Origin of the sequence: Curtobacterium sp. 9128 (genome assembly GCF_007673775.1) — a bacterium.
In the GTDB taxonomy this organism is placed as follows: Bacteria; Actinomycetota; Actinomycetes; order Actinomycetales; family Microbacteriaceae; genus Curtobacterium.
In genome coordinates, this window is sequence record NZ_VEAF01000004.1 from 144,725 (window position 1) to 163,764 (window position 19,040).

At 72.1% G+C, this 19,040-nt stretch carries 20 protein-coding genes; 12 read left to right on the forward strand and 8 right to left on the reverse strand.

What is annotated here, in order from left to right:
- Positions 1-19: 19 nt before the first annotated feature.
- Both FS641_RS09500 and ald read left to right on the forward strand, forming a co-directional pair.
- Positions 20-1,408, forward strand: coding sequence for an FAD-binding oxidoreductase (locus FS641_RS09500; protein WP_144763165.1), 1,389 nt, complete (start codon positions 20-22; stop codon positions 1,406-1,408).
- A gap of 136 nt (positions 1,409-1,544) precedes the next feature.
- The gene (gene ald, locus FS641_RS09505) at positions 1,545-2,645 is read left to right on the forward strand and encodes an alanine dehydrogenase (RefSeq protein WP_144763167.1); all 1,101 of its coding nucleotides are present in this window, start codon (positions 1,545-1,547) and stop codon (positions 2,643-2,645) included.
- Positions 2,646-2,786: 141 nt separating this feature from the next.
- On the opposite strand, the gene FS641_RS09510 is transcribed toward ald, so the two are convergent.
- Complete coding sequence (locus FS641_RS09510) at positions 2,787-3,602, reverse strand: tryptophan-rich sensory protein (RefSeq protein ID WP_144763169.1); 816 nt, start codon at positions 3,600-3,602, stop codon at positions 2,787-2,789.
- 100 nt (positions 3,603-3,702) lie between these two features.
- Between FS641_RS09510 and FS641_RS09515 the strand changes: the two genes are divergently transcribed.
- Together FS641_RS09515 and FS641_RS09520 are read left to right on the forward strand one after the other, a co-directional pair.
- On the forward strand, positions 3,703-4,686 hold the full coding sequence (locus FS641_RS09515) for a magnesium and cobalt transport protein CorA (RefSeq protein WP_222122079.1): 984 nt from the start codon (positions 3,703-3,705) through the stop codon (positions 4,684-4,686).
- Positions 4,687-4,785: 99 nt separating this feature from the next.
- A complete protein-coding gene (locus FS641_RS09520) occupies positions 4,786-5,199 on the forward strand; it encodes a zf-TFIIB domain-containing protein (protein WP_144763171.1) in 414 nt (137 codons plus the stop codon).
- Positions 5,200-5,223: 24 nt separating this feature from the next.
- Here the strand turns inward: FS641_RS09520 and FS641_RS09525 are convergent, their stop codons facing one another.
- Complete coding sequence (locus FS641_RS09525; protein WP_144763173.1) at positions 5,224-5,634, reverse strand: ASCH domain-containing protein; 411 nt, start codon at positions 5,632-5,634, stop codon at positions 5,224-5,226.
- 53 nt (positions 5,635-5,687) lie between these two features.
- Here FS641_RS09525 and FS641_RS09530 point away from each other — a divergent pair, with 53 nt between their 5' ends.
- From FS641_RS09530 to sufU, 4 genes are all read left to right on the forward strand, one after another.
- Positions 5,688-6,971 (forward strand): chloride channel protein, encoded by a 1,284-nt coding sequence (locus tag FS641_RS09530; protein ID WP_144763175.1) that lies wholly within the window; start codon positions 5,688-5,690, stop codon positions 6,969-6,971.
- A 141-nt stretch (positions 6,972-7,112) separates the two neighbouring features.
- Positions 7,113-7,325: an Rv0909 family putative TA system antitoxin gene (locus tag FS641_RS09535; protein WP_144763177.1), complete on the forward strand. Its 213-nt coding sequence runs from the start codon at positions 7,113-7,115 to the stop codon at positions 7,323-7,325.
- A 97-nt stretch (positions 7,326-7,422) separates the two neighbouring features.
- Positions 7,423-8,778, forward strand: coding sequence for a SufS family cysteine desulfurase (locus FS641_RS09540; protein WP_144763179.1), 1,356 nt, complete (start codon positions 7,423-7,425; stop codon positions 8,776-8,778).
- Complete coding sequence (gene sufU, locus FS641_RS09545; protein WP_144763180.1) at positions 8,775-9,224, forward strand: Fe-S cluster assembly sulfur transfer protein SufU; 450 nt, start codon at positions 8,775-8,777, stop codon at positions 9,222-9,224. Before FS641_RS09540 ends, sufU begins: the two co-directional genes overlap by 4 nt.
- A gap of 70 nt (positions 9,225-9,294) precedes the next feature.
- Here sufU and FS641_RS09550 read toward each other — a convergent pair whose 3' ends face one another.
- Positions 9,295-10,224: an NADP-dependent oxidoreductase gene (locus tag FS641_RS09550; RefSeq protein WP_144763182.1), complete on the reverse strand. Its 930-nt coding sequence runs from the start codon at positions 10,222-10,224 to the stop codon at positions 9,295-9,297.
- Positions 10,225-10,312: 88 nt separating this feature from the next.
- On the opposite strand from FS641_RS09550, the gene FS641_RS09555 reads away from it, so the two are divergent.
- The gene (locus tag FS641_RS09555) at positions 10,313-10,807 is read left to right on the forward strand and encodes a MarR family winged helix-turn-helix transcriptional regulator (RefSeq protein WP_144763184.1); all 495 of its coding nucleotides are present in this window, start codon (positions 10,313-10,315) and stop codon (positions 10,805-10,807) included.
- 60 nt (positions 10,808-10,867) lie between these two features.
- Here FS641_RS09555 and FS641_RS09560 read toward each other — a convergent pair whose 3' ends face one another.
- The 5 genes from FS641_RS09560 to FS641_RS09580 form a co-directional block, all read right to left on the reverse strand.
- Complete coding sequence (locus FS641_RS09560; RefSeq protein WP_144763187.1) at positions 10,868-11,146, reverse strand: hypothetical protein; 279 nt, start codon at positions 11,144-11,146, stop codon at positions 10,868-10,870.
- 46 nt (positions 11,147-11,192) lie between these two features.
- Positions 11,193-11,663, reverse strand: coding sequence for a BLUF domain-containing protein (locus FS641_RS09565; RefSeq protein ID WP_144763189.1), 471 nt, complete (start codon positions 11,661-11,663; stop codon positions 11,193-11,195).
- 148 nt (positions 11,664-11,811) lie between these two features.
- Complete coding sequence (gene glgX / locus FS641_RS09570; RefSeq protein WP_144763191.1) at positions 11,812-13,830, reverse strand: glycogen debranching protein GlgX; 2,019 nt, start codon at positions 13,828-13,830, stop codon at positions 11,812-11,814.
- 103 nt (positions 13,831-13,933) lie between these two features.
- A complete protein-coding gene (locus tag FS641_RS09575; protein WP_144763193.1) occupies positions 13,934-14,788 on the reverse strand; it encodes a PHP domain-containing protein in 855 nt (284 codons plus the stop codon).
- Positions 14,789-14,840: 52 nt separating this feature from the next.
- Positions 14,841-15,434, reverse strand: a complete 594-nt coding sequence (locus tag FS641_RS09580) for a TetR/AcrR family transcriptional regulator (RefSeq protein ID WP_144763195.1) — start codon at positions 15,432-15,434, stop codon at positions 14,841-14,843.
- A gap of 146 nt (positions 15,435-15,580) precedes the next feature.
- Between FS641_RS09580 and FS641_RS09585 the strand changes: the two genes are divergently transcribed.
- From FS641_RS09585 to FS641_RS09595, 3 genes are all read left to right on the forward strand, one after another.
- On the forward strand, positions 15,581-16,948 hold the full coding sequence (locus FS641_RS09585; protein ID WP_144763197.1) for an MFS transporter: 1,368 nt from the start codon (positions 15,581-15,583) through the stop codon (positions 16,946-16,948).
- A gap of 93 nt (positions 16,949-17,041) precedes the next feature.
- On the forward strand, positions 17,042-17,857 hold the full coding sequence (locus FS641_RS09590; protein WP_144763199.1) for a sugar phosphate isomerase/epimerase: 816 nt from the start codon (positions 17,042-17,044) through the stop codon (positions 17,855-17,857).
- Positions 17,854-19,014: a Gfo/Idh/MocA family protein gene (locus tag FS641_RS09595; protein WP_144763201.1), complete on the forward strand. Its 1,161-nt coding sequence runs from the start codon at positions 17,854-17,856 to the stop codon at positions 19,012-19,014. The genes FS641_RS09590 and FS641_RS09595 overlap by 4 nt, the downstream gene beginning before the upstream one ends.
- Positions 19,015-19,040: the final 26 nt, after the last annotated feature.

Consider the following 19,040-nt stretch of genomic DNA (forward strand, 5'->3'; position numbering starts at 1 on the left):
TCTCGGTAGCGTTGCCGTCATGGACACCGTCGTCGCCCGTCTCCGTTCCGCGCTGGACGATCCGCGGGGTGCGGTCGTCCTCGACGACGACCCGGTGCTCGACGCCGTGCGGACGGACAAGTCCGGCTGGGTCGCCTCCGGGCGTCCGGCGGCGGTCGTCGAGGCGCGGACGGTCGCGCACGTGCAGGCGACGCTCCGGACCTGCAACGACCTCGGCGTCCCCGTCGTCCCGCGCGGCGCCGGGACCGGACTGGCCGGCGGCGCGAACGGAACCGACGGCTCGGTCGTGCTGAGCGTCGCCCGGATGGACCGCATCCTCGAGGTCTCGGTGGAGGACGAACTCGCCGTCGTCGAACCCGGGGTGCTGAACGGGGCACTCAACGCCGCCGTGGCACCGCTCGGGCTCCGGTTCGCACCCGACCCCGCGAGCGCGGCGATCGCGAGCGTCGGCGGGAACATCGCCACGAACGCAGGAGGACTGCGGTGCGTGAAGTACGGCGTGACGCGGGAGGCCGTGCTCGGGCTCGACGTCGTGCTGGCGGACGGACGGCTCGTCTCGACCGGACACCGCACCGTCAAGGGCGTGACCGGACTCGACCTGACGGCGCTCCTCGTCGGGTCGGAGGGCACCCTCGGTGTGGTCGTCGGGGCCACCGTGCGGCTGGTCCCCGTCCCGCCGGGGGAGCCCGCGACGCTCGGTGCGGTCTTCCCCGACGTCCGTGCCGCCGCTGCCGCCGCCGCCGCGGTGGTCCGCGGTCCGGAACGGCCGTGCACCGTCGAACTGCTCGACGCCGATGCGCTCGCCGGGATCGCGGCGTACCTCGGGCCGGACCTCGTCGCCGAGACGGTGGGGGACGTCTCCGGCGGCGGAGCGTTCCTCCTCGTCGAGTTCGACGGCGTGGGCGCAGCCGCGGCGGCCCGCGGAGCCGAGCCGGTCCTCCAGTCCGGCGGCGCCCACGTCCGCCGTGCACGCGACCAGGCGGAGCGCGAGCGCCTGCTGACCGTCCGCCGGTCCTTCCACGCCGCCATGGAGGCGCGGGGGCGCGTGCTCATCGAGGACGTCGCGGTGCCGCGGAGTCGCCTGGCGGACATGTTCGACCGGGTCCAGGCGATCAGCCGGCAGTACGGGGTCGCCATCCCGACCGTCGCCCACGCCGGCGACGGCAACCTGCACCCGAACTTCGTGTTCGACGGAGACGAGGTCCCGCCGCAGGTCTGGGACGCGGCGGACGCGCTGTTCCGGGCGGCGATCGAGCTCGGCGGCACGCTGACGGGGGAGCACGGGGTGGGCGTCCTGAAACGACGGTGGATCGGCGACGAACTCGGGGACGACGTCGCCGCACTGCAGCGGGCGATCCGGCAGGTGTTCGACCCGAACGGCATCCTCAACCCGGGCAAGGTGCTGTAGCGCCGAATTGCGTCGTACGGATGCGCGTTCGGTCATCCGGATGTTCGGCTGTGACCCGCCGGAAACGCGCCAGTGGCTGGATGGTGCTCATCACGTCCGCCCGAGCCGCCGCTCGTCGCCCACGAAGGAGCCCGCCATGCGCATCGGCGTCCCCACCGAGATCAAGAACAACGAGTACCGCGTCGCAGCCACCCCGGCCGGCGTCGCCGAACTCACACTGCACGGACACGAGGTGCTCGTGCAGACCGGAGCCGGGACCGGCTCGTCGTTCCCGGACGACGAGTACGCGGCCGCCGGCGCGACCATCGTCCCGACCGCCGCCGACGTGTGGTCGCAGGCGTCGGTCGTCCTCAAGGTGAAGGAGCCGGTCGCGTCGGAGTACGCGTCCGTCCGGCCGGGCCAGGTCCTGTTCACGTACCTGCACCTCGCGGCGGACCGGCCGCTGACCGACGCGCTCGTCGCCTCGGGTGCGACGGCGATCGCGTACGAGACGGTCCAGCTGCCGGACCGGTCGCTCCCGCTGCTCTCGCCGATGTCGGAGATCGCCGGACGGCTGTCCGCGCAGGTCGGGGCGAACCACCTGATGGCGGCGCACGGCGGCCGCGGGCTGCTGCTCGGCGGCGTACCGGGGACGCCGAAGGGGCGGGTCGTCGTCATCGGCGGCGGCGTCGCGGGCGAACACGCGGCGACGATCGCGCTCGGGATGGGTGCCGAGGTCACGGTGTTCGACATCAGCCTGCCGCGACTGCGGGCGCTCGATGCCCGGTTCGACGGCCGCGTCACGACGCTGCGCTCCTCCACCCACGCCATCGCGACCGCGCTCCGCGACGCCGACCTCGTCATCGGGTCGGTGCTCATCCCGGGAGCGTCCGCGCCGAAGCTCGTGACCGACGCCATGGTCGCGGACATGCGCCCGGGATCGGTGCTCGTCGACATCGCGATCGACCAGGGCGGGTGCTTCGAGGGCTCGCGGCCGACCACGCACGACGACCCGACGTTCGCCGTGCACGACGCCGTGTACTACTGCGTCGCGAACATGCCGGGCGCGGTGCCGCGGACGTCGACGATCGCGCTGACGAACGCGACGCTGCCGTACGCCCTCGCGATCGCCGACCAGGGGTGGGAGGCGGCGCTGGGAGCGGACCCGGCGCTCGCGAAGGGGCTCAACGTGCACGACGGCCGTGTCACCAACGAGGCCGTGGCCGCTGCGCACGGTCTGGTCGCTGCCGCGGGCTGAGCCGGGCGCCGGGACGCGCGCCGGGGTGCGGGCGCGCGCCGTGCGCGGTGCGTTCCCACACGCTGGCCGACACCTCACGGGCCGCGCGGCCCGTGAGGTGTCGGCCAGCGCGAAGAGTCGCGGCAGGCGCGCTGCCGCGCGCTACGCGGCGCGCGTGGCCCGCGCGCCCGCCCAGCCGGCGCGGGTCCGGACCACGACGGTCACGAGGACGGCGGCAGCGGCGGCGACGAGCGCGGCCACCGCGGTCGGCACCGAGACCAGGGGGCCGTCCAGCCGCGCGACCGCGACCCACGTCAGCCCCCATGCGAGCGAGGCCGTGGGGGCGAGCCGCCCGCGCCCGGTCAGCGCGAGCAGGACCCCGACCGCCCCGGCGACGAGGGCCACCAGCACGCCCCAGACGTCCTGCGAGAGCCCGAAGCCCCGGAAGCCCGCCGCCGCGAGCACCGCGGCCGTGTTCGCCGCCGTCGCGACGCACACCCACCCGAGGTAGAGCCCGAACGTGCCGTCGGTGACGATCGCCTCGACGGTGCCGGACGGCCGCGTTCGTCGCAGGACGACGAACGTCCAGACCAGCACGGCGAGCAGCGCGACGATGATCGGCTCGCTCAGCCACAGCAGACCGAACTGCACCGACAGGATCCACGCGGCGTTGAGCAGCAGCGACAGCGTCGCCGGCACCGCCAGTCGGTCGTGGCGAGCCTCGTCTGCGCGGCGCGGCAGGAACTGCCAGACCGCGAAGGCGATGAGGCCCACGTAGACGACGCTCCAGATGCCGAACGCCGGACCGTCGGGGGCGATCGCCGTGGACGACGCCGACAGCGCACCGCCCGCGGCGTCCTGGATCGGCGTCCCGCCCGCCGCGCCGGACCCGATGAACGACCCCACCAGTGCGACGACGGCGCTCGCCGCGATCACGATCTTCCGGAACCACCGCATGACCCGTCCTTTCGTCAGCATGCTGATGAACTGTACGGTAGGCCCTGATCGGCGCCGGCGCGCAGGTCCCGTCCAGGGGGCGGGGGACGTCAGCGCTGCGGGACGTGCGTAGGTTGGGCACGTGACCGTCGAGCTCAACACCGCCTACGTCGACCGCATCGCCCCGATCGCGAGTCCCTCGCTCGACGACTCCTTCCGGATGATGACCGAGCAGGACGCCAGCGCGTGCATCGTGCTCTTCCAGCCGGACGCGCAGGAGCTCGGCGACGTCGCCGTGGCGCTCGGCCTGCACGAGCTCGCGGTGGAGGACTCGGCGGAGGGGCACCAGCGACCGAAGCTCGAGCGGTACGGCTCGACCCTGTTCGCGGTGCTGAAGCCGGCGCTCTACAACGACCGGCTCGAGGAGGTCGAGTTCGGCGAGGTGCACGCCTTCGTCGGCGAGCAGTTCTTCCTGGCCGTCGTCAAGGCGGACCCCCGCGGGCGGAACGTCGTCCCGCGGGCCCTGCAGCGGATGAGCGGGAAGCCGGGCCTGGTGACGGCGGGCCCGCAGGCGCAGCTCTGGGCCCTGATGGACTCGATCGTCGACGACTACATCCCGGTCATCGAGGGGCTCGAGGAGGACATCAACCAGATCGAGGACCAGCTGTTCGCCGGCGTCCCCGGCGTCTCCCGACGGATCTACGAGCTGTTCGGCGAGGTCGTCGACTTCCAGCGGGCAGCCCGTCCGCTCGTCTACATGATCGAGAGCCTGCACCGCGGCGCCGAGAAGTACCACCTGCCGGTCGAGATGCAGCGGCGCTTCCGCGACGTCCTCGACCACGCGATCCGCACGATCGAGCGCATCGACACCTTCCGGCAGCTGCTGCAGAACGCCCTGACGGTCGACGCGACCCTGGCGGCGCAGAAGCAGAACGACGACACGAAGAAGATCTCCGGGTGGGCGGCGATCCTGTTCGCCCCGACGCTCATCGCGGCGATCTACGGCATGAACTTCACGCACATGCCCGAGCTGTCCTGGCGGTACGGGTACCCGCTGTCCATCCTGGCGATGGTCGTCTTCGCGGTGGTCCTCTTCGTGGTCTTCAAGGTGAAACGCTGGTTCTGATGCTCGACGAGCGTCGGACAGCGGACGCTCCGTCGATTGCCAGCGCTCCTGCAGCACGCTGGCACCGACCGCACACGGCGTGCCGACAGGATCGGTCACATGCAGTGTCCCAACGACCAGTCCACCCTCGTCATGACCGATCGTTCCGGCATCGAGATCGACTACTGCCCGGAGTGCCGCGGCGTGTGGCTCGATCGCGGCGAGCTCGACAAGATCATCGACCGGGCGGCGCCCGCGACGTCCGGGCCGATCGCACCGCCGATGGCCGCACCGGCGTACGGCGCCGTCCCCGGGTACACCCCGGGCATGGCCGTCCCCCGCAACGGGTACGCGTCCCCGGGTTCGCCCGGGTCGCCGGCCTCGTGGGACGCGGGCCGTCGCCGCAGTGACCATGGCCAGCCCTGGTCCGGGCAGCCCTGGTCCGGGCAGCCCTGGTCCGGCCAGCCCGGGTCCGGGCAGCAGCCCCACGGCCGGAAGCGCCGCGGGAACTGGCTCAGCGAGCTCTTCGACTGACCGGCAGCGCTCCGAGCGCCGGAGTCAGGGCTCGTAGCGCAGCCACACCAGCACGATCGGCTCGTCGTCCGGCACCGTCGCACCCTCGGTCCGCAGCCAGAACCGCCGGTGTCGCGCCCGCCAGTCCTCGATGTCGGTGAAGCCCTCGCCCTCGGCCTCGGCGAACGACCACGGGACCTCGGTGAGGGGCACGACCTCGACCGCGGTGACGACGACCGTCCCCATCGGGCGGTCGTCGTCGTCGAGGAGGGCCAGGCGCTCCCCGACCTGCTCGAGCTCCTCGCCCTCCGCCGCGTAGTCGGCGAGGCGTCCGGCCGTCGCCGTCTTCGTGCCGTCGGCGACCAGTGCGGTCAGTCGCTGCCGGAGGGGGCCGTTGTCACCGAGTTCGAGGCCGCGGAGCGGTCCGTGGCCGGGGACGTCGAAGCGGGTGTCCATCGGGTCACCGTAGCGAACGAGAGCACCTGCCGGCGGCCGATAGGGTTTCCGACATGTCGCACACCGCCCACACGACACCCGCGTGGGTGCTCAAGCTCGTGGTCGTCACCGGGCTCGTCGGCGTCGCGAGCGGGGCCGCCGGCATCGCGGTGTGGCTCGCCCTGCAGCTCATCCAGTTCGTCGCCTTCGGGTACGCGTTCGGCGGACACCGCGAGGCTGCCGACGCCCCCTCCGGCATGAACCGCTTCCTCGCGCTCGTGGCCGCCGGCGTCCTGACCGGGGTCGCGTGGTGGGCCATCCGGCGGTGGGGCCGCCCGGTCGTCTCCGTGCCCGCGGCGGTCGGTGGCAAGCGCATGCCCTCGCTCGCGACCATCGGCAACGCCGGCATCCAGATCCTCGCCGTCGGGCTCGGTGCGTCCATCGGCAAGGAGGTCGCCCCGCGCGAGGTCGGTGCCTGGCTCTCGCAGCTGATCACCCGACGTGCCGGTCTCAGCGAGCGGGAGACGAGGATCCTCGTCGCCTGCGGTGCCGCCGCCGGCCTCGCGGCGGTCTACGACGTGCCGCTCGGCGGCGCGCTCTTCGCGGTCGAGGTCCTGCTCGGCGAGCTCACCTTCGCCACCGCACTGCCGGCGTTCGCCACGAGTGCCATCGCCGCGGTCGTCGCACGCCTCGTCATCCCCGACGAGGTGCTGTACCACGTGCCGGCGACCCACCTCTCGCCGTCGTTGCTCATCTGGGCCCTCGTCGTCGGACCCGTGCTCGGGTTCGCCGGGGTCGGGTTCGTCAAGCTCACCAACCGGCTGCAGGGCATCGCGCCGAAGGGCTGGCGCCTGCTCGTCGTGCTGCCCGTCGTGTTCGCGATGGTCGGGCTCATCGCGGTGCCGTTCCCGGAGGTCCTCGGCAACGGGCGCGCGCTCGGCGTCGCGGCGATGAACACCGACAGCACCGGCGCGACGATGTTCGGCATGGCGCCCGTCATCGGGCTGCTCGTGCTCGGTCTGGTGAAGACGATCACGACGTCGGCCACCATCGGCGCCGGAGCCGTCGGCGGCACGCTCACCCCGTCCATCGCCATCGGGTCGGCCTTCGGCGGCTTCCTCGGCGGTGCCTGGATCCTCCTCTGGCCGGCCGACGGGCCGAGCCTGGTGTCGTTCGCGTTCATCGGGGCGGCGGCCTTCCTCGCCACGACCATGCGGGCGCCGTTCACGGCCCTCGTGCTCGTCGTCGAGTTCACCCAGCAGGGAACCGACATCCTCATCCCCGCGATCCTCGCCGTCTCCGGCTCCGTCGCCGTCTCCTACGTGCTCGCGCGTCGTCGCAGCGCGCAGATGACCTGAACCGAGCGCCGACGCGACGGAGCGCCGACCCAGCGCACAGACGGCCCGCCTCGGGAGATCCCGGACATCCCGGAGCACGTCCGCCTACCATCGGCGACGGACGTGGGGCACAGGGCCCTGCACCGAGCTGAGGAGCACGGGATGGCTGGGTTCGACGACATCACGAAGAAGGCGCAGGAGTTCCTGAAGGACGGCAAGGTCCAGGACGCCCTGAAGAGCGAGAAGGCCGAGGGCGTCAGCGACAAGGTCCTCGACGGTGTCGCCGACGCCGTGAAGAAAGCCACCGGCGGCAGGTTCGACGACAAGATCGACGGTGCGCGCGACACCGCCGACAAGCACATCGGCAACGAGTAGCACGCCGGACGACGGCCCCGACCTGCTGCGGCGGACCGGGGCCGTCCCGCTGCCCGGGCACCCGCCCGGCTGGACTCGCGGCGGAACAACGGGGACCATGGAGCGGTTGTCCCCGACGGCAGCAGCAGGAGGAACCATCACCGTGACGATCGAGGCACCGCACCAGCCGCTCACCGACGACCAGGTCGAGCGCATCAGGGCCGACTTCCCGATCCTGCAGCAGCAGGTCAACGGGCAGCCGCTGGCCTACCTCGACTCCGGGGCCACCGCGGAACGCCCCCGGCAGGTGCTCGACGCCGAACGCCGCTTCCTCGAACACGACAACGCCGCCGTGCACCGTGGCGCGCACACCCTCGCCGCGCTGAGCACCGACGCGTACGAGGACGCCCGTGCCACCGTGGCGGAGTTCATCGGTGCCACGAGCCCGAGCGAGGTCGTCTGGACCGCCAACGCGACCGACGCCCTCAACCTCGTGGCCCACGGCATCGCGAACGCCAGCCGCGGCCGCGGGGGAGCGGACGCCGAGCGCTTCCGGATCGGCGCCGGCGACGAGATCCTCGTCACCGAGGCCGAGCACCACGCGAACCTCGTCCCCTGGCAGGAACTGGCCATCGCGACCGGTGCGACCCTCCGCTGGGTCCCCGTCGACGACCGCGGCTGCTGGAGCGCCGCCGACGCCGTGGCGCGCATCACCGAGCGCACCCGGGTCGTCGCCTTCGCCCACGTCTCGAACGTGACCGGCATGATCGCGCCCGTCGCCGAGGTCGTGGCGGCCGCGCACGCCCGCGGCGCACTCGTCGTCCTCGACGCCTGCCAGTCCGCCCCGCACCGCCCCCTGGACGTGCGGGACCTCGACGTCGACTTCGCCGCGTTCTCCGGGCACAAGATGCTCGGACCGAACGGCATCGGCGTGTTCTGGGGTCGTCGCGATCTCCTCGACGCGCTGCCCCCGTTCCGGACCGGCGGCTCGATGATCACCACGGTGACGATGGAGCACACCGAGTTCATGCCCGCCCCCGAGCGCTTCGAGGCCGGCACCCAGCCGGTGTCCCAGGCGGTCGCGCTCGCCGAGGCCGTCCGCTACCTGCAGGCCATCGGCATGGACCGGGTCCGTGACCACGAGGAGCACCTCGCCCAGCGCATGCTCGACGGACTGGCCGCCGTCCCCGGCATCCACGTGGTCGGGCCGGAGGCCGGCGTGCCGCGGTCCGGCCTCGTCGCCTTCGACGTCGACGGCGTCCACGCGCACGACGTCGCGCAGTACCTCGACGCGCAGGGCATCGCCGTCCGCTCGGGGCACCACTGCGCCCAGCCCCTGCACCGCCGGCTCGGGCTGACCGCCACGAGCCGCGCGAGCACGTACGTGTACACGACGGAGGACGACGTCGACCGCTTCGTCCGCGCCGTCGGCGAGATCCGCGGGTACTTCGGCGCCGAGGGGGTCGGCGCATGAGCTCCCTGGACACGCTCTACCAGCAGGTCATCCTCGACCACGCCAAGGCCCGGCACGGTGACGGCGAGCTGCCGGACGCCGATGCGTCGCACTTCGAGCGCAACCCGACGTGTGGCGACGAGATCACCGTCAGCATCCGACTCGAGCCGGGGACCGACCGCATCGCCGGGGTCGCGTGGCAGGGCGACGGCTGCTCGATCTCGATGGCGTCCGCATCGGTCCTCACCGACATGGCGGTGGGGCGGACGGTGCCCGAGTTCCTCGCGCTGACCGAGGAGTTCCGCACCATGATGCGGTCGCGCGGGGTCGGGGAGCCGGACGAGGACGTGCTCGAGGACCTCGTCGCCTTCCACGGCGTCTCGAAGTTCGTCATGCGCGTGAAGTGCGGGATGCTCGCCTGGGTGGCGGCCGAGGCCGCGGCGCGCGAGGCCGTCGCGGCGCACTGACCCGGCCATCTGACCGACGGGAGGCTCGTGGCGGCGCCGCCACGAGCCTCCCGTCCGCCACCTGGTCGCCTCACGGCAGCACGATCACCTTGCCGGCGATGCGACCGGCGGCGCCCTCCGCGTGCAGGGCGGGCAGTTCGGCCAGCGGGATGCGGCGGGTCACCTCCACCGTGAGCACACCCTGGTCGACGAGTGCCACCAGCTCGGCCAGCCGCTCCCGGTTCGGCAGCACGAACACCGTCGCCGCACGCACGCCGCGGGACGCGTCGTCGGGCGTCGCCATGAACGCCGTGGTGCTCACCACGACGCCACCGTCGCGGACTGCGGCGACGTCCGCGGCGAACTGCTCCGGGTCGAGCGGCGCGAGGTTGAGCAGGACGTCGACCTGACCGTCGAGGGCGCCCAGCACGTCGGCTTCGGTGTGGTCGACGACCTCGTCGGCGCCCGCGGCTCGGACGGCGTCGGCGCTCCGCGGGCTCGCGGTGGCGATGACGTGCACGCCGGCACGTGCGGCGAGCTGGACCGCGTACTTGCCGACCACACCGCCGGCACCGACGATCAGCACCCGCTGCCCCGCCGTCAGGTGTCCGTCGTCGAACAGGGACTGCCAGGCGGTCAGCGCGACGGACGGCAGTGCGGCGGCGTCCGCGAGCGGGATGCTCGTCGGTGCGGCGACCCATGCCTCGGCCGGAGCGACGACGTACTCCGCCGCGCCGCCGTCGCGCTCCATCGGGAGGAAACCGACGACCGCGTCGCCGACCGCGAGGTCCGTGACGCCCTCGCCGAGCGCGTCGACCATGCCCGAGACGTCGTAGCCGGGGACGTGCGGGAGCTGGATCGGGATCGGGAGGAACCCGCCGCGCATGCCGTTGTCGGCCGCGTTGTAGGCCGAGGCGGCGACCCGCACCCGGACCTGTCCCGCGGTCGGGACGGGCTGCTCGACGTCGGTGAGGTGGAGGACCTCGGGTCCGCCGACCTCGTGGAACTGGATTGCCTGCATGATCGTGCCTCTCGTAAAGTGCTTCGAATTCGAAGTGATCACGACGATAGCACTGCTTCGAACTCGAAGCAACCGGTAGGATCGATCCATGACCGAACCCGTCCGTTCCCTCACCCCGGCGCAGCTCGGCGCCTACCTGTCGTTCACCGAGGTCGGGGCGCTGCTCCGACCGGCGGTGGAGCGGCAGCTCAAGGACGTCGGGCAGCTGAGCTACGTGCAGTTCCAGCTCCTGGCCCGGCTCGGGGATGCACCCGACGGACACCTCCGCATGACGGACCTGGCGGACGGCGTCGTGTACAGCCGGAGCGGGCTGACCTACCAGGCGCAGCTGCTCGAGCAGCGGGGACTCATCGAGCGGGCACCGTCACCGGAGGACGAGCGCAGCACGGTCGTCACGATCACCGGAGCCGGGCGGGACGTCCTCGCGGCGGTGTTCCCGGGGCACATCGACACCGTGCACGGGCTGCTCTTCGCGCACATCTCGGACGAGGACGCCGAGGAGCTCGCGCGGATCCTCGGTCGGGTCAGCGAGCAGCTGCGGGCGGCGCCTCCGCGGTCGGCGCGGCGGCGGCGCGAGGGGTGAGCGGGGCGCCCGCGGAGCGATGCGCCTCATCGGCGGAGTGGGCGCCCGGGGAGCGCGGACTCAGCGCCGCTGACGCGTGTGCCGACGGGACGCGGCGACACCGGCGGCGACGAGCAGGGCGACCGCCAGCACCGAGGCGACCCATGCGATCGCCCGAGCGGTGCGCGCCGCGTCCTCACCCCCCACGGCGACGGAGGCGAAGTCGCCCGCGTGCAGCCAGGGGAATGCCGGCGCGAGCGGCCATGCGGTCTGCTCCGCCACCGCGGCGACGGCGACCGCGATCCCGGCGCACAGAGCGAGAATGAGCGCGGGGGCCTGGTTCCGGAGTCGGGAGCGCATCGCTACACGCCACCGGACGGTTGCGACGGGTCGGCGGGCGGAGCGGTCAGGCCGCGTGCCGCCCGAGCGTGATGCGCTCCTCAGGCAGTTCCTGCAGGTCGCGCCCACGGAACCACCGCAGCAGCCAGTCGGCGGGGGAGCCGGCGAGCCCGGCGGGCAGCGCGGAACGGTCGGTGATGAACGTGCTGAAGCCCGGCTCGTCGCGGACGTCGGCGTCGGTCGGCGCGGCGAAGGCCATCGCCCAGCCGTCGAAGCGGCGGGCGTCGATGTCCTCGCGCGAGAGGGTCTTCACCTGCCGGTGACGGGTGTCGCGCTCGATCGCGTCGAACCGGTCCTCGACGCTCCACGCCTGGCCCTCGAGGACCTGGAGGAACTTCCCGCCCTTCGCGAGCAGCAGCCCGGAGACGCCGAGCGCATCGTTGCGCAGGCGTGCTTCGCGGAGCATGGCGACCAGGTCGTCGTCGGTCATCGTGTCGTTGGCGACGGACATGTACACGAGGGAGGTCAGGGAAGTCATCCCCGGCAGTGTGCGTCCTGCGCGGGCGGCCGGTCAAACGTCGTCCGGTGTGCGCATCCGGGCACCGCACAGGGGGCCGGTGCACCGCACCGGCCCCCTGTCGTGGTCAGGCCCCTGTTCCGTCCTGGGGCCCCTGTCCGTGGTCGGCTCAGACGAGCGCCGTGAAGGACGCGTCGCGGACCAGGACCGTCGTCGCGTCGCCGTCGACGTGCTGCTCCGGGTCGCTCGACAGGCCGAGCGCCCACGTGCCGCCGCCCGGCTTCTCCGGCAGCGTGAACTCGACCGTGGTGTCCGAGGCGTTCAGCAGCACCGCGACGGTGTCGTCGCCCTGCGCGAGCACGAGCAGCACGGCGCGGTTGCCGGTGTCGGCCCAGTCGCCGTCCTCGAAGCCCGCGGCGTCGGCGCGCAGCACCGACACGGTGGACTCCGAGTCGCCCGGCGCGGTGCGGTACCACTCCGGACGGAGCGCGACGTGCTCCTTGCGGAAGGCGATCGCCGAGCGGGTGAACGCCAGCAGGTCCTGGTCCGCCGCGGCCCAGTCGAACCACGAGATCTCGTCGTCCTGGCAGTACGCGTTGTTGTTGCCGCCCTGCGACCGGGCGATCTCGTCGCCCCCGAGGATCATCGGCACGCCGGCGGACAGCAGCAGGGACCCGAGGAAGTTCCGGCGCTGCCGGTCGCGGTAGTCGTTCACCGCCCCGTCGTCGGTCGGACCCTCGATGCCGCCGTTGAACGACGTGTTGTTGCTCTCGCCGTCGTTGTTGTCCTCGCCGTTGGCCTCGTTGTGCTTCTCGGCGTACATCGTCAGGTCCGCCAGCGTGAAGCCGTCGTGCGCGGTGACGAAGTCGACCGAGCAGACCGGCGCGCGGCGCGAGCCCTCGTAGACGTCGGGGCTGCCGAGGACGCGCTGGACGGCGTCGCCGAGGGTGCCCTCGTCGCCCCGCCAGAACGCGCGCATGTCGTCGCGGTACTTGCCGTTCCACTCGGACCAGTCGGCCGGGAAGCCGCCGACCTGGTACCCGGCGGTGTCCCACGGCTCCGCGATCATCTTGACCTGTCGGAGCACCGGGTCCTGGTGGATGATGTCGAGGAACGCGGAGTGCTTCTCGGCCTCGCCGTCCTGGCGGGTGAGCGTCGTTGCGAGGTCGAAGCGGAAGCCGTCGACGTGCATCTCCTCGACCCAGTAGCGGAGCGAGTCGGTGATGAGCCCGAGCGCGGACGGGTGCGACACGTTGAGGCTGTTGCCGGTGCCGGTCGTGTCGAAGTAGTTGCCCTCGTCGCCCTCGACCAGGCGGTAGTAGGACTGGTTGTCGATGCCCTTGAAGGACAGCGTCGGGCCCATGTGGTTGCCCTCGGCGGTGTGGTTGTAGACGACGTCCATGATGACCTCGAGCCCTGCGGCGTGCAGGGCCTTGACCATCGCCTTGAACTCCGTCACCTGCTGGCCCGCGGTGCCGGAGGAGGAGTACTCGTCGTGCGGCGCGAAGAAGCCGATCGAGTTGTAGCCCCAGTAGTTGCGGAGGCCCTTGTCGGCGAGCGTCGAGTCCTGGACGAACTGGTGCGTCGGCAGCAGCTCGACCGCGGTCACGCCGAGGTCGACGAGGTGCTGGATCGCGGCCGGGTGCGCCATGCCGGCGTACGTCCCACGGATCTCCTCGGGGACGTCGGGGTGCTGCTTCGTGAAGCCCTTGACGTGCACCTCGTACACGACGGTGTCGGCGAGCGAGGTCCCCGGGCGGACGTCGCCGTCCCAGTCGAAGGCGCGGTCCGCGACGACGGACTTCGGCATCGCGCTCGCGGAGTCGCTGGTGTCGATCTGGTCGGGCTGGTCCATGTCGTGGCCGAAGAGTGCCTGGCCCCACTCGTACGTGCCGTCGATCGCGGTCGCGTAGGGGTCCAGCAGGAGCTTCGCCGGGTTGTGGCGCAGACCGTTCGCCGGGTCCCACGCGCCGTGCACGCGGAAGCCGTAGCGGGTCCCGACGGTGACGTCCGGCACGACGTCGTGGAACGTGTAGCCGGTCCGGTGGGTGAGCTCCGTGCGGTGCTCGGTCCCGTCGTCGTCGAAGCGGCAGAACTCGACACGGTCGGCGGTGGTCGAGAAGAGTGCGACGTTGGCGCCGCCGTCGACGAGCGTGACGCCGAGCGGTGAGCGCGAAGAAGTGGTCATGTGCCAGTTCTACTGAACCGGTGCTGTGCTCCGCACTCGGCCGCGTACCCCGTGGCGGTCGCGGCGCGGAGGTGGCGCCGGATCTGGAGTGGTCGTCACACCCTCACCGGAGTGTCCACGGGTCCTCGGGGCGCGACCCCGGGCGGAAGCCGTAGTGCTCGACCATCGCGACGGCCTCGGGGAACCCGTGCGCCAGGACCTCCGGCGCATGCGCGTCGCTCCCGAACGTGACCGCCCGCCCGCCCTCGTCGACCCACCACTCCGGGATCCACGACCAGAGCCGCCGGGTGTTCATCTCCAGCGCCCGACCGGACCCTGCGATCGCCCGCATCGCGGCGCGGAACCCGTCCTCGAACACCCGCGGGTCGAACGGTCCCTCGGTCTCGGACGGCCAGCTCCGGACGGCGTAGTCGATGTGGGTGAACACCTCGACGACGTCGGACCCGGCGACCATGCGGGGAACCTCGTCCAGGTAGGCCCACAGCACGTCGGCAGCGGGGCGGTGCCGGAACAGCGTCATCGGTTCGGCGCGCAGCCCGTCACGGAACGGCAGCATGTGCAGCGACCCGTTGACGCGGTCGAACGCGCCGATGTCGAGCACGGACGCGGCCGCCGACTCCCACAGGTGCGGCTGCCCGAACTCCAGCCCGGTCAGGATGCGCAGGTCGGGGAACGCGTGTCGGCATGCGTCGATCGACGCCAGGTACCCGTCCAGGTCGAACCGGGGGAGCCGGACCATGCCGTCCGCGTCGACGTACCGGGTCTCGTGGTCGTCGAGGTCGCCCTCGTCGACCCACCACGCGTCCTCCAGGTCCAGGTGCTCGGTGAACACCAGCGCCGGCAGCCCGATCCGGACCGCCCTGGCGCACGTCCGGCGCATCAGGTCGACCGAGGCGGGGTCCGACCCGGCGTCCCAGGAGAACTGGCTGTGCACGTGCGCGTCGGCGGGCAGCGTCATGGCCCGACTCTGCCACGCCAGCCGCCGCCGAGCACGTCGGCGCGGACCGGACTCAGGGCGTCGCCGGGAGCAGCCGCTCGAGGAGCCGGATCGTCGCGGGGATGTCGAGGTCACGGTCGAGGAGCCACTGCACCTGGAGCCCGTCCGAGGCCGCGATGACGAGCGCGGCGACCTGCTCGAGGTCGAGGTCCGTGGTCGCCCCGCTGGCGTCGAGCCGCGCGCGGAGATCGGCGGCCATGCTCTTCCGCCCCTCGGCGAACCGCTCGCGGAAGAACGCCTGTGCGACCTCGTTCCCGGGCTCGACCGACATCGCGAGCATGCGCGTGTACAGCGTGACGAGCCCGGGGACGCGGACGTTCGCCTCGGCCGCCCGGACCATGTCCGCGACGCCGCCGTCGTCGTCGAACTCCTGCTGGACCACCTGGTCGCGGGCGCGCAGGACCTCGACGAGCAGGGCCTCCCGTGACTCGAAGTAGTGCGTGAGGGCGGCGTGCGAGACGCCGATCGCCTCACCGATGGCGCGGAGCGAGGTGCCGTCGATGCCGCGTTCGGCGACGACGTCGAGGGTCCGGTCGAGGATCTCCTGCCGTCGCTGCACCCCCTTGGCGTAGGGGCCTCTCGTGCCGGTTCCGTCACTGGAGCTCACGTCGACGACCCTACCGATCACCGGGCGGGACGAACTCGATCACCGCGAATACTTCCGCGTGGGGGTTTTCGGTGCTACATTCCCGATCACCTAGCAGCACTAGGTATTCGAGGGCCCCGAAGCCCCTGATGACTCGAGGAGGAGTCATGTCGACACCGTCGTCGAAGGAAGACCCGCAGACCGGTCTCGCCGGGACCGCATCGCCGCCCGTCACCGCAGCCGCAGGAGCGACGAGCACGGACCCGGCGGCAGCGTCGCGTGCGTTCTCGGTCGAGGGCCTCACGCAGTCGGTCAGCACGGTCCGGGTCGGCCCGAAGTACATGTGGGCGCTCAGCCTGGCCCAGTTCGGGCTCTTCGCCGCGCTGCTGACGCCGGTCTTCGTGAGCATGTCCATCAAGGCGACCGAGCTGAACCCGTCGAGCCCGGAGACGATCGTCGGCTCGGTGCTGCCGTTCGGCGCACTCGGGGCCCTCTTCGCGAACCCCCTCTTCGGCGCGATCTCGGACCGCACCCGCACCCGGTGGGGCCGACGCCGACCGTGGATGGTCGGCGGGATCGTGGTGTTCCTCGGCGCCCTGGCCTGGCTCGCCTTCGCCCCGGACGTCCTGCAGCTCACGCTGGCCTGGGTCCTCGCGCAGGTCTCCGCGAACGCCGTCCTGGCGACGCTGACCGCGAGCTTCGCCGACAACGTGCCGGAGTTCCAGCGCGGCAAGGCGTCGAGCGTGATCGCCCTCGCGCAGAACATCGCGATCCTCGCGGGGCTCTACCTCGCCGTGTACCTGGTCGGGAACCTGCCGCTGCTGTTCATCGCACCCGGTGTGCTCGCCGTCGTGCTCATCCTCGTGTACTCGTTCGTCGCCCGTGACGACCTGCCGACCACGGAGATGAAGCCGTTCAGCTGGATCAACCTCATCTCCTCGTTCTGGACGAACCCGATCAAGCACCGGGACTTCGGACTCGCCTGGTGGGGCCGCTTCCTCATCACCTTCGGCACGTTCATGTTCACCACGTACCGGCTCCTCTACATGGAGGACCGCATCGGGCTGCCGCAGGCCGAGGCCGTGGGCGTCGTCGCGTTCGGTGTCCTGCTGTACACGATCGCGTTGCTCGTCAGCGCCTCCGTCTCCGGGTGGGTGTCCGACCGCGTCCGCCGCCGCAAGGTCTTCGTCTGGAGCTCCACGGCGCTCACCGCCGTCGGACTCGTCATCCTGGCGCACGTCGACAGCGTCGGCGGGTTCTACTTCGCCGAGATCGTGATGGGCTTCGCCTACGGCATCTACGCCGCCATCGACACCGCGCTGGTCGTCGACGTCCTGCCCGACCCGGAACGCCCCGGTAAGGACCTCGGCGTCATCAACATCGCCAACGCCCTGCCGCAGTCGCTGGCCCCGGCCGTCGGCCTGTTCCTGCTCGGCATCGGCGGCGGGCAGAACTACACGCTGATGCTCTGGGGCGCCGGCGTCGCCGTGCTGCTCGGAGCCCTCGTCATCCTGCCCATCAAGTCGGTCCGCTGACCGACCGCACCACCCTGGAGGCTCGGCGCACCCCGGCAGGGCGACCCGAGCCTCCAGATGCGGAACCAGAACCCCCGAACGGAAGGAACCGACATGGCCCCCGCCATCTCGTTGCAGCTCTACACGGTGAACGCCGCCCTGGCGCCGGACCTGGACGGCGGCGTCCGCCGCCTGGCCGAGATCGGCTTCGACACGGTCGAGGCGTTCGCGTTCGTCGACCGCGCCCCCGAACTCCGGGCCGCGTTCGACGCCCACGGCATCGCCGCGAAGACCGGACACGCCTTCCTGGTCGAGGAGTCGATCCCGCTGCCCGACGGCACCGTGATGACCGCCCCCTCGCACGCCGACACGTTCGCCGCGGCGGCCGAGCTCGGGATCGAGATCGTCATCGACCCGTTCGTCGGCCCCGAGCACTGGACCACCCGCGAGGGCGTCGAGCGCGTCGCCGCCCGGCTCAACGCCGCCGCCGCCGAAGCCGCCGAGCACGGCATGCGCGTCGGCTACCACAACCACGACCACGAACTCCGGCCGCGCATCGACGGCAGGCCCGCGCTGCAGGTGATGGCCGAGCTCCTCGACCCGGGCGTCGTGCTCGAACTCGACCTCTACTGGGCGACCGCCGCCGGCATCGACGTCGCCCGGTTCGTCGAGGAGCTCGACGACCGCATCGTCGCCGTGCACGTCAAGGACGGCCCGATGCGCGACGGCATCTCCACCGCCCAGGTGCCGACCGACCAGACACCGGCAGGGCAGGGTGACGTCCCGCTCGCCGAGGCGCTCGCCGCCGCGACCGCGCTCGAGTACGCGGTGATCGAGTTCGACGGCTTCGACGGGGACGTCTTCGACGGCGTCGCCCAGTCGTACCGGTGGCTCACGGCGGCGCTGCGCGGGGAAGCGGTGTCCGCATGAGCCGCACGGGCCGGGTCGGCGTCGGGTTCATCGGCGCCGGCATGATCAGCGAGCAGTACCTCACCAACCTCACGACGTTCCCCGACGTCGAGGTGGTCCGCATCGGCGACGTCGACACGGCCCGCGCGGCGGCGTCGGCGGCGAAGTGGGGGATCCCGGCATCGGGCACCGGGGACGAGGTGCTCGCGGACCCGGACGTCGAGATCGTCATCAACCTGACGCTGCCGGCCACGCACGTGGAGGTCTCCACCGCGGCACTCCGCGCCGGCAAGCACGTGTGGAGCGAGAAGCCGATCGGCGTGGACCGGGCCTCGGCCGCGGGACTGGTCGCCCTGGCCGACGAGCTCGGCCTGCAGCTCGGCATCGCGCCCGACACCGTGCTCGGCCCCGGGTGGCAGACCGCCAAGCGCGCGATCGAGGCCGGCGCGATCGGCACCCCGCTGACCGCCGTCACGAGCATGCAGTGGCAGGGGCCCGACGTGTTCCACCCGAACGCGTCGTTCCTCTACGCGAAGGGCGCCGGACCGCTGTACGACATGGGCCCGTACTACTTCACGGCGATGGTGCACCTGCTCGGCCCGATCGCGTCCGTCGTGGCGACGGGGTCGCGGTCGCGGGACACCCGGTCGCTGGTCGTCGGGCCGAACGCCGGCGACTCCTTCCCCGTGGAGGTGCCGACGCACGTCTCCGTCCTGACCGCGTTCGAGCAGGGCGGCAACGCGCAGTCGCTGCTGTCCTTCGACACCCCGCTGTTCCGGCACGGCGTGTTCGAGGTGAACGGGACGGAGGGCACGATCGTGCTCCCCGACCCGAACACGTTCGGCGGCGGCCACCCGATCCGGATCGCCCGGCCGCTGACGAAGGACGCCACGTTCCCGTTCGAGCAGTCCTTCGAGACGGTGCTCGACGAGGAGCCGACCGTCGGCCGGGGACTCGGCGTGCTCGACATGGCGCGCGCGATCCGCGGCGGCGGCTCGCACGTCGCGACGGGCGAGGTCGGCTACCACGTGCTCGACACGATGGTCGCGGTCGAGGAGTCCATCGCGACGCGGTCCTTCGTGGACGTGTCGTCGACGGTCGACCCGATCGCCTCGCTCCCCGAGGACTTCGACCCGCGCGCGTCGACGCTCGAGGAGCCGGTCAGCCACCAGGCGTAGCGGCGCGGGGTCGTCCGGGCGCTGCG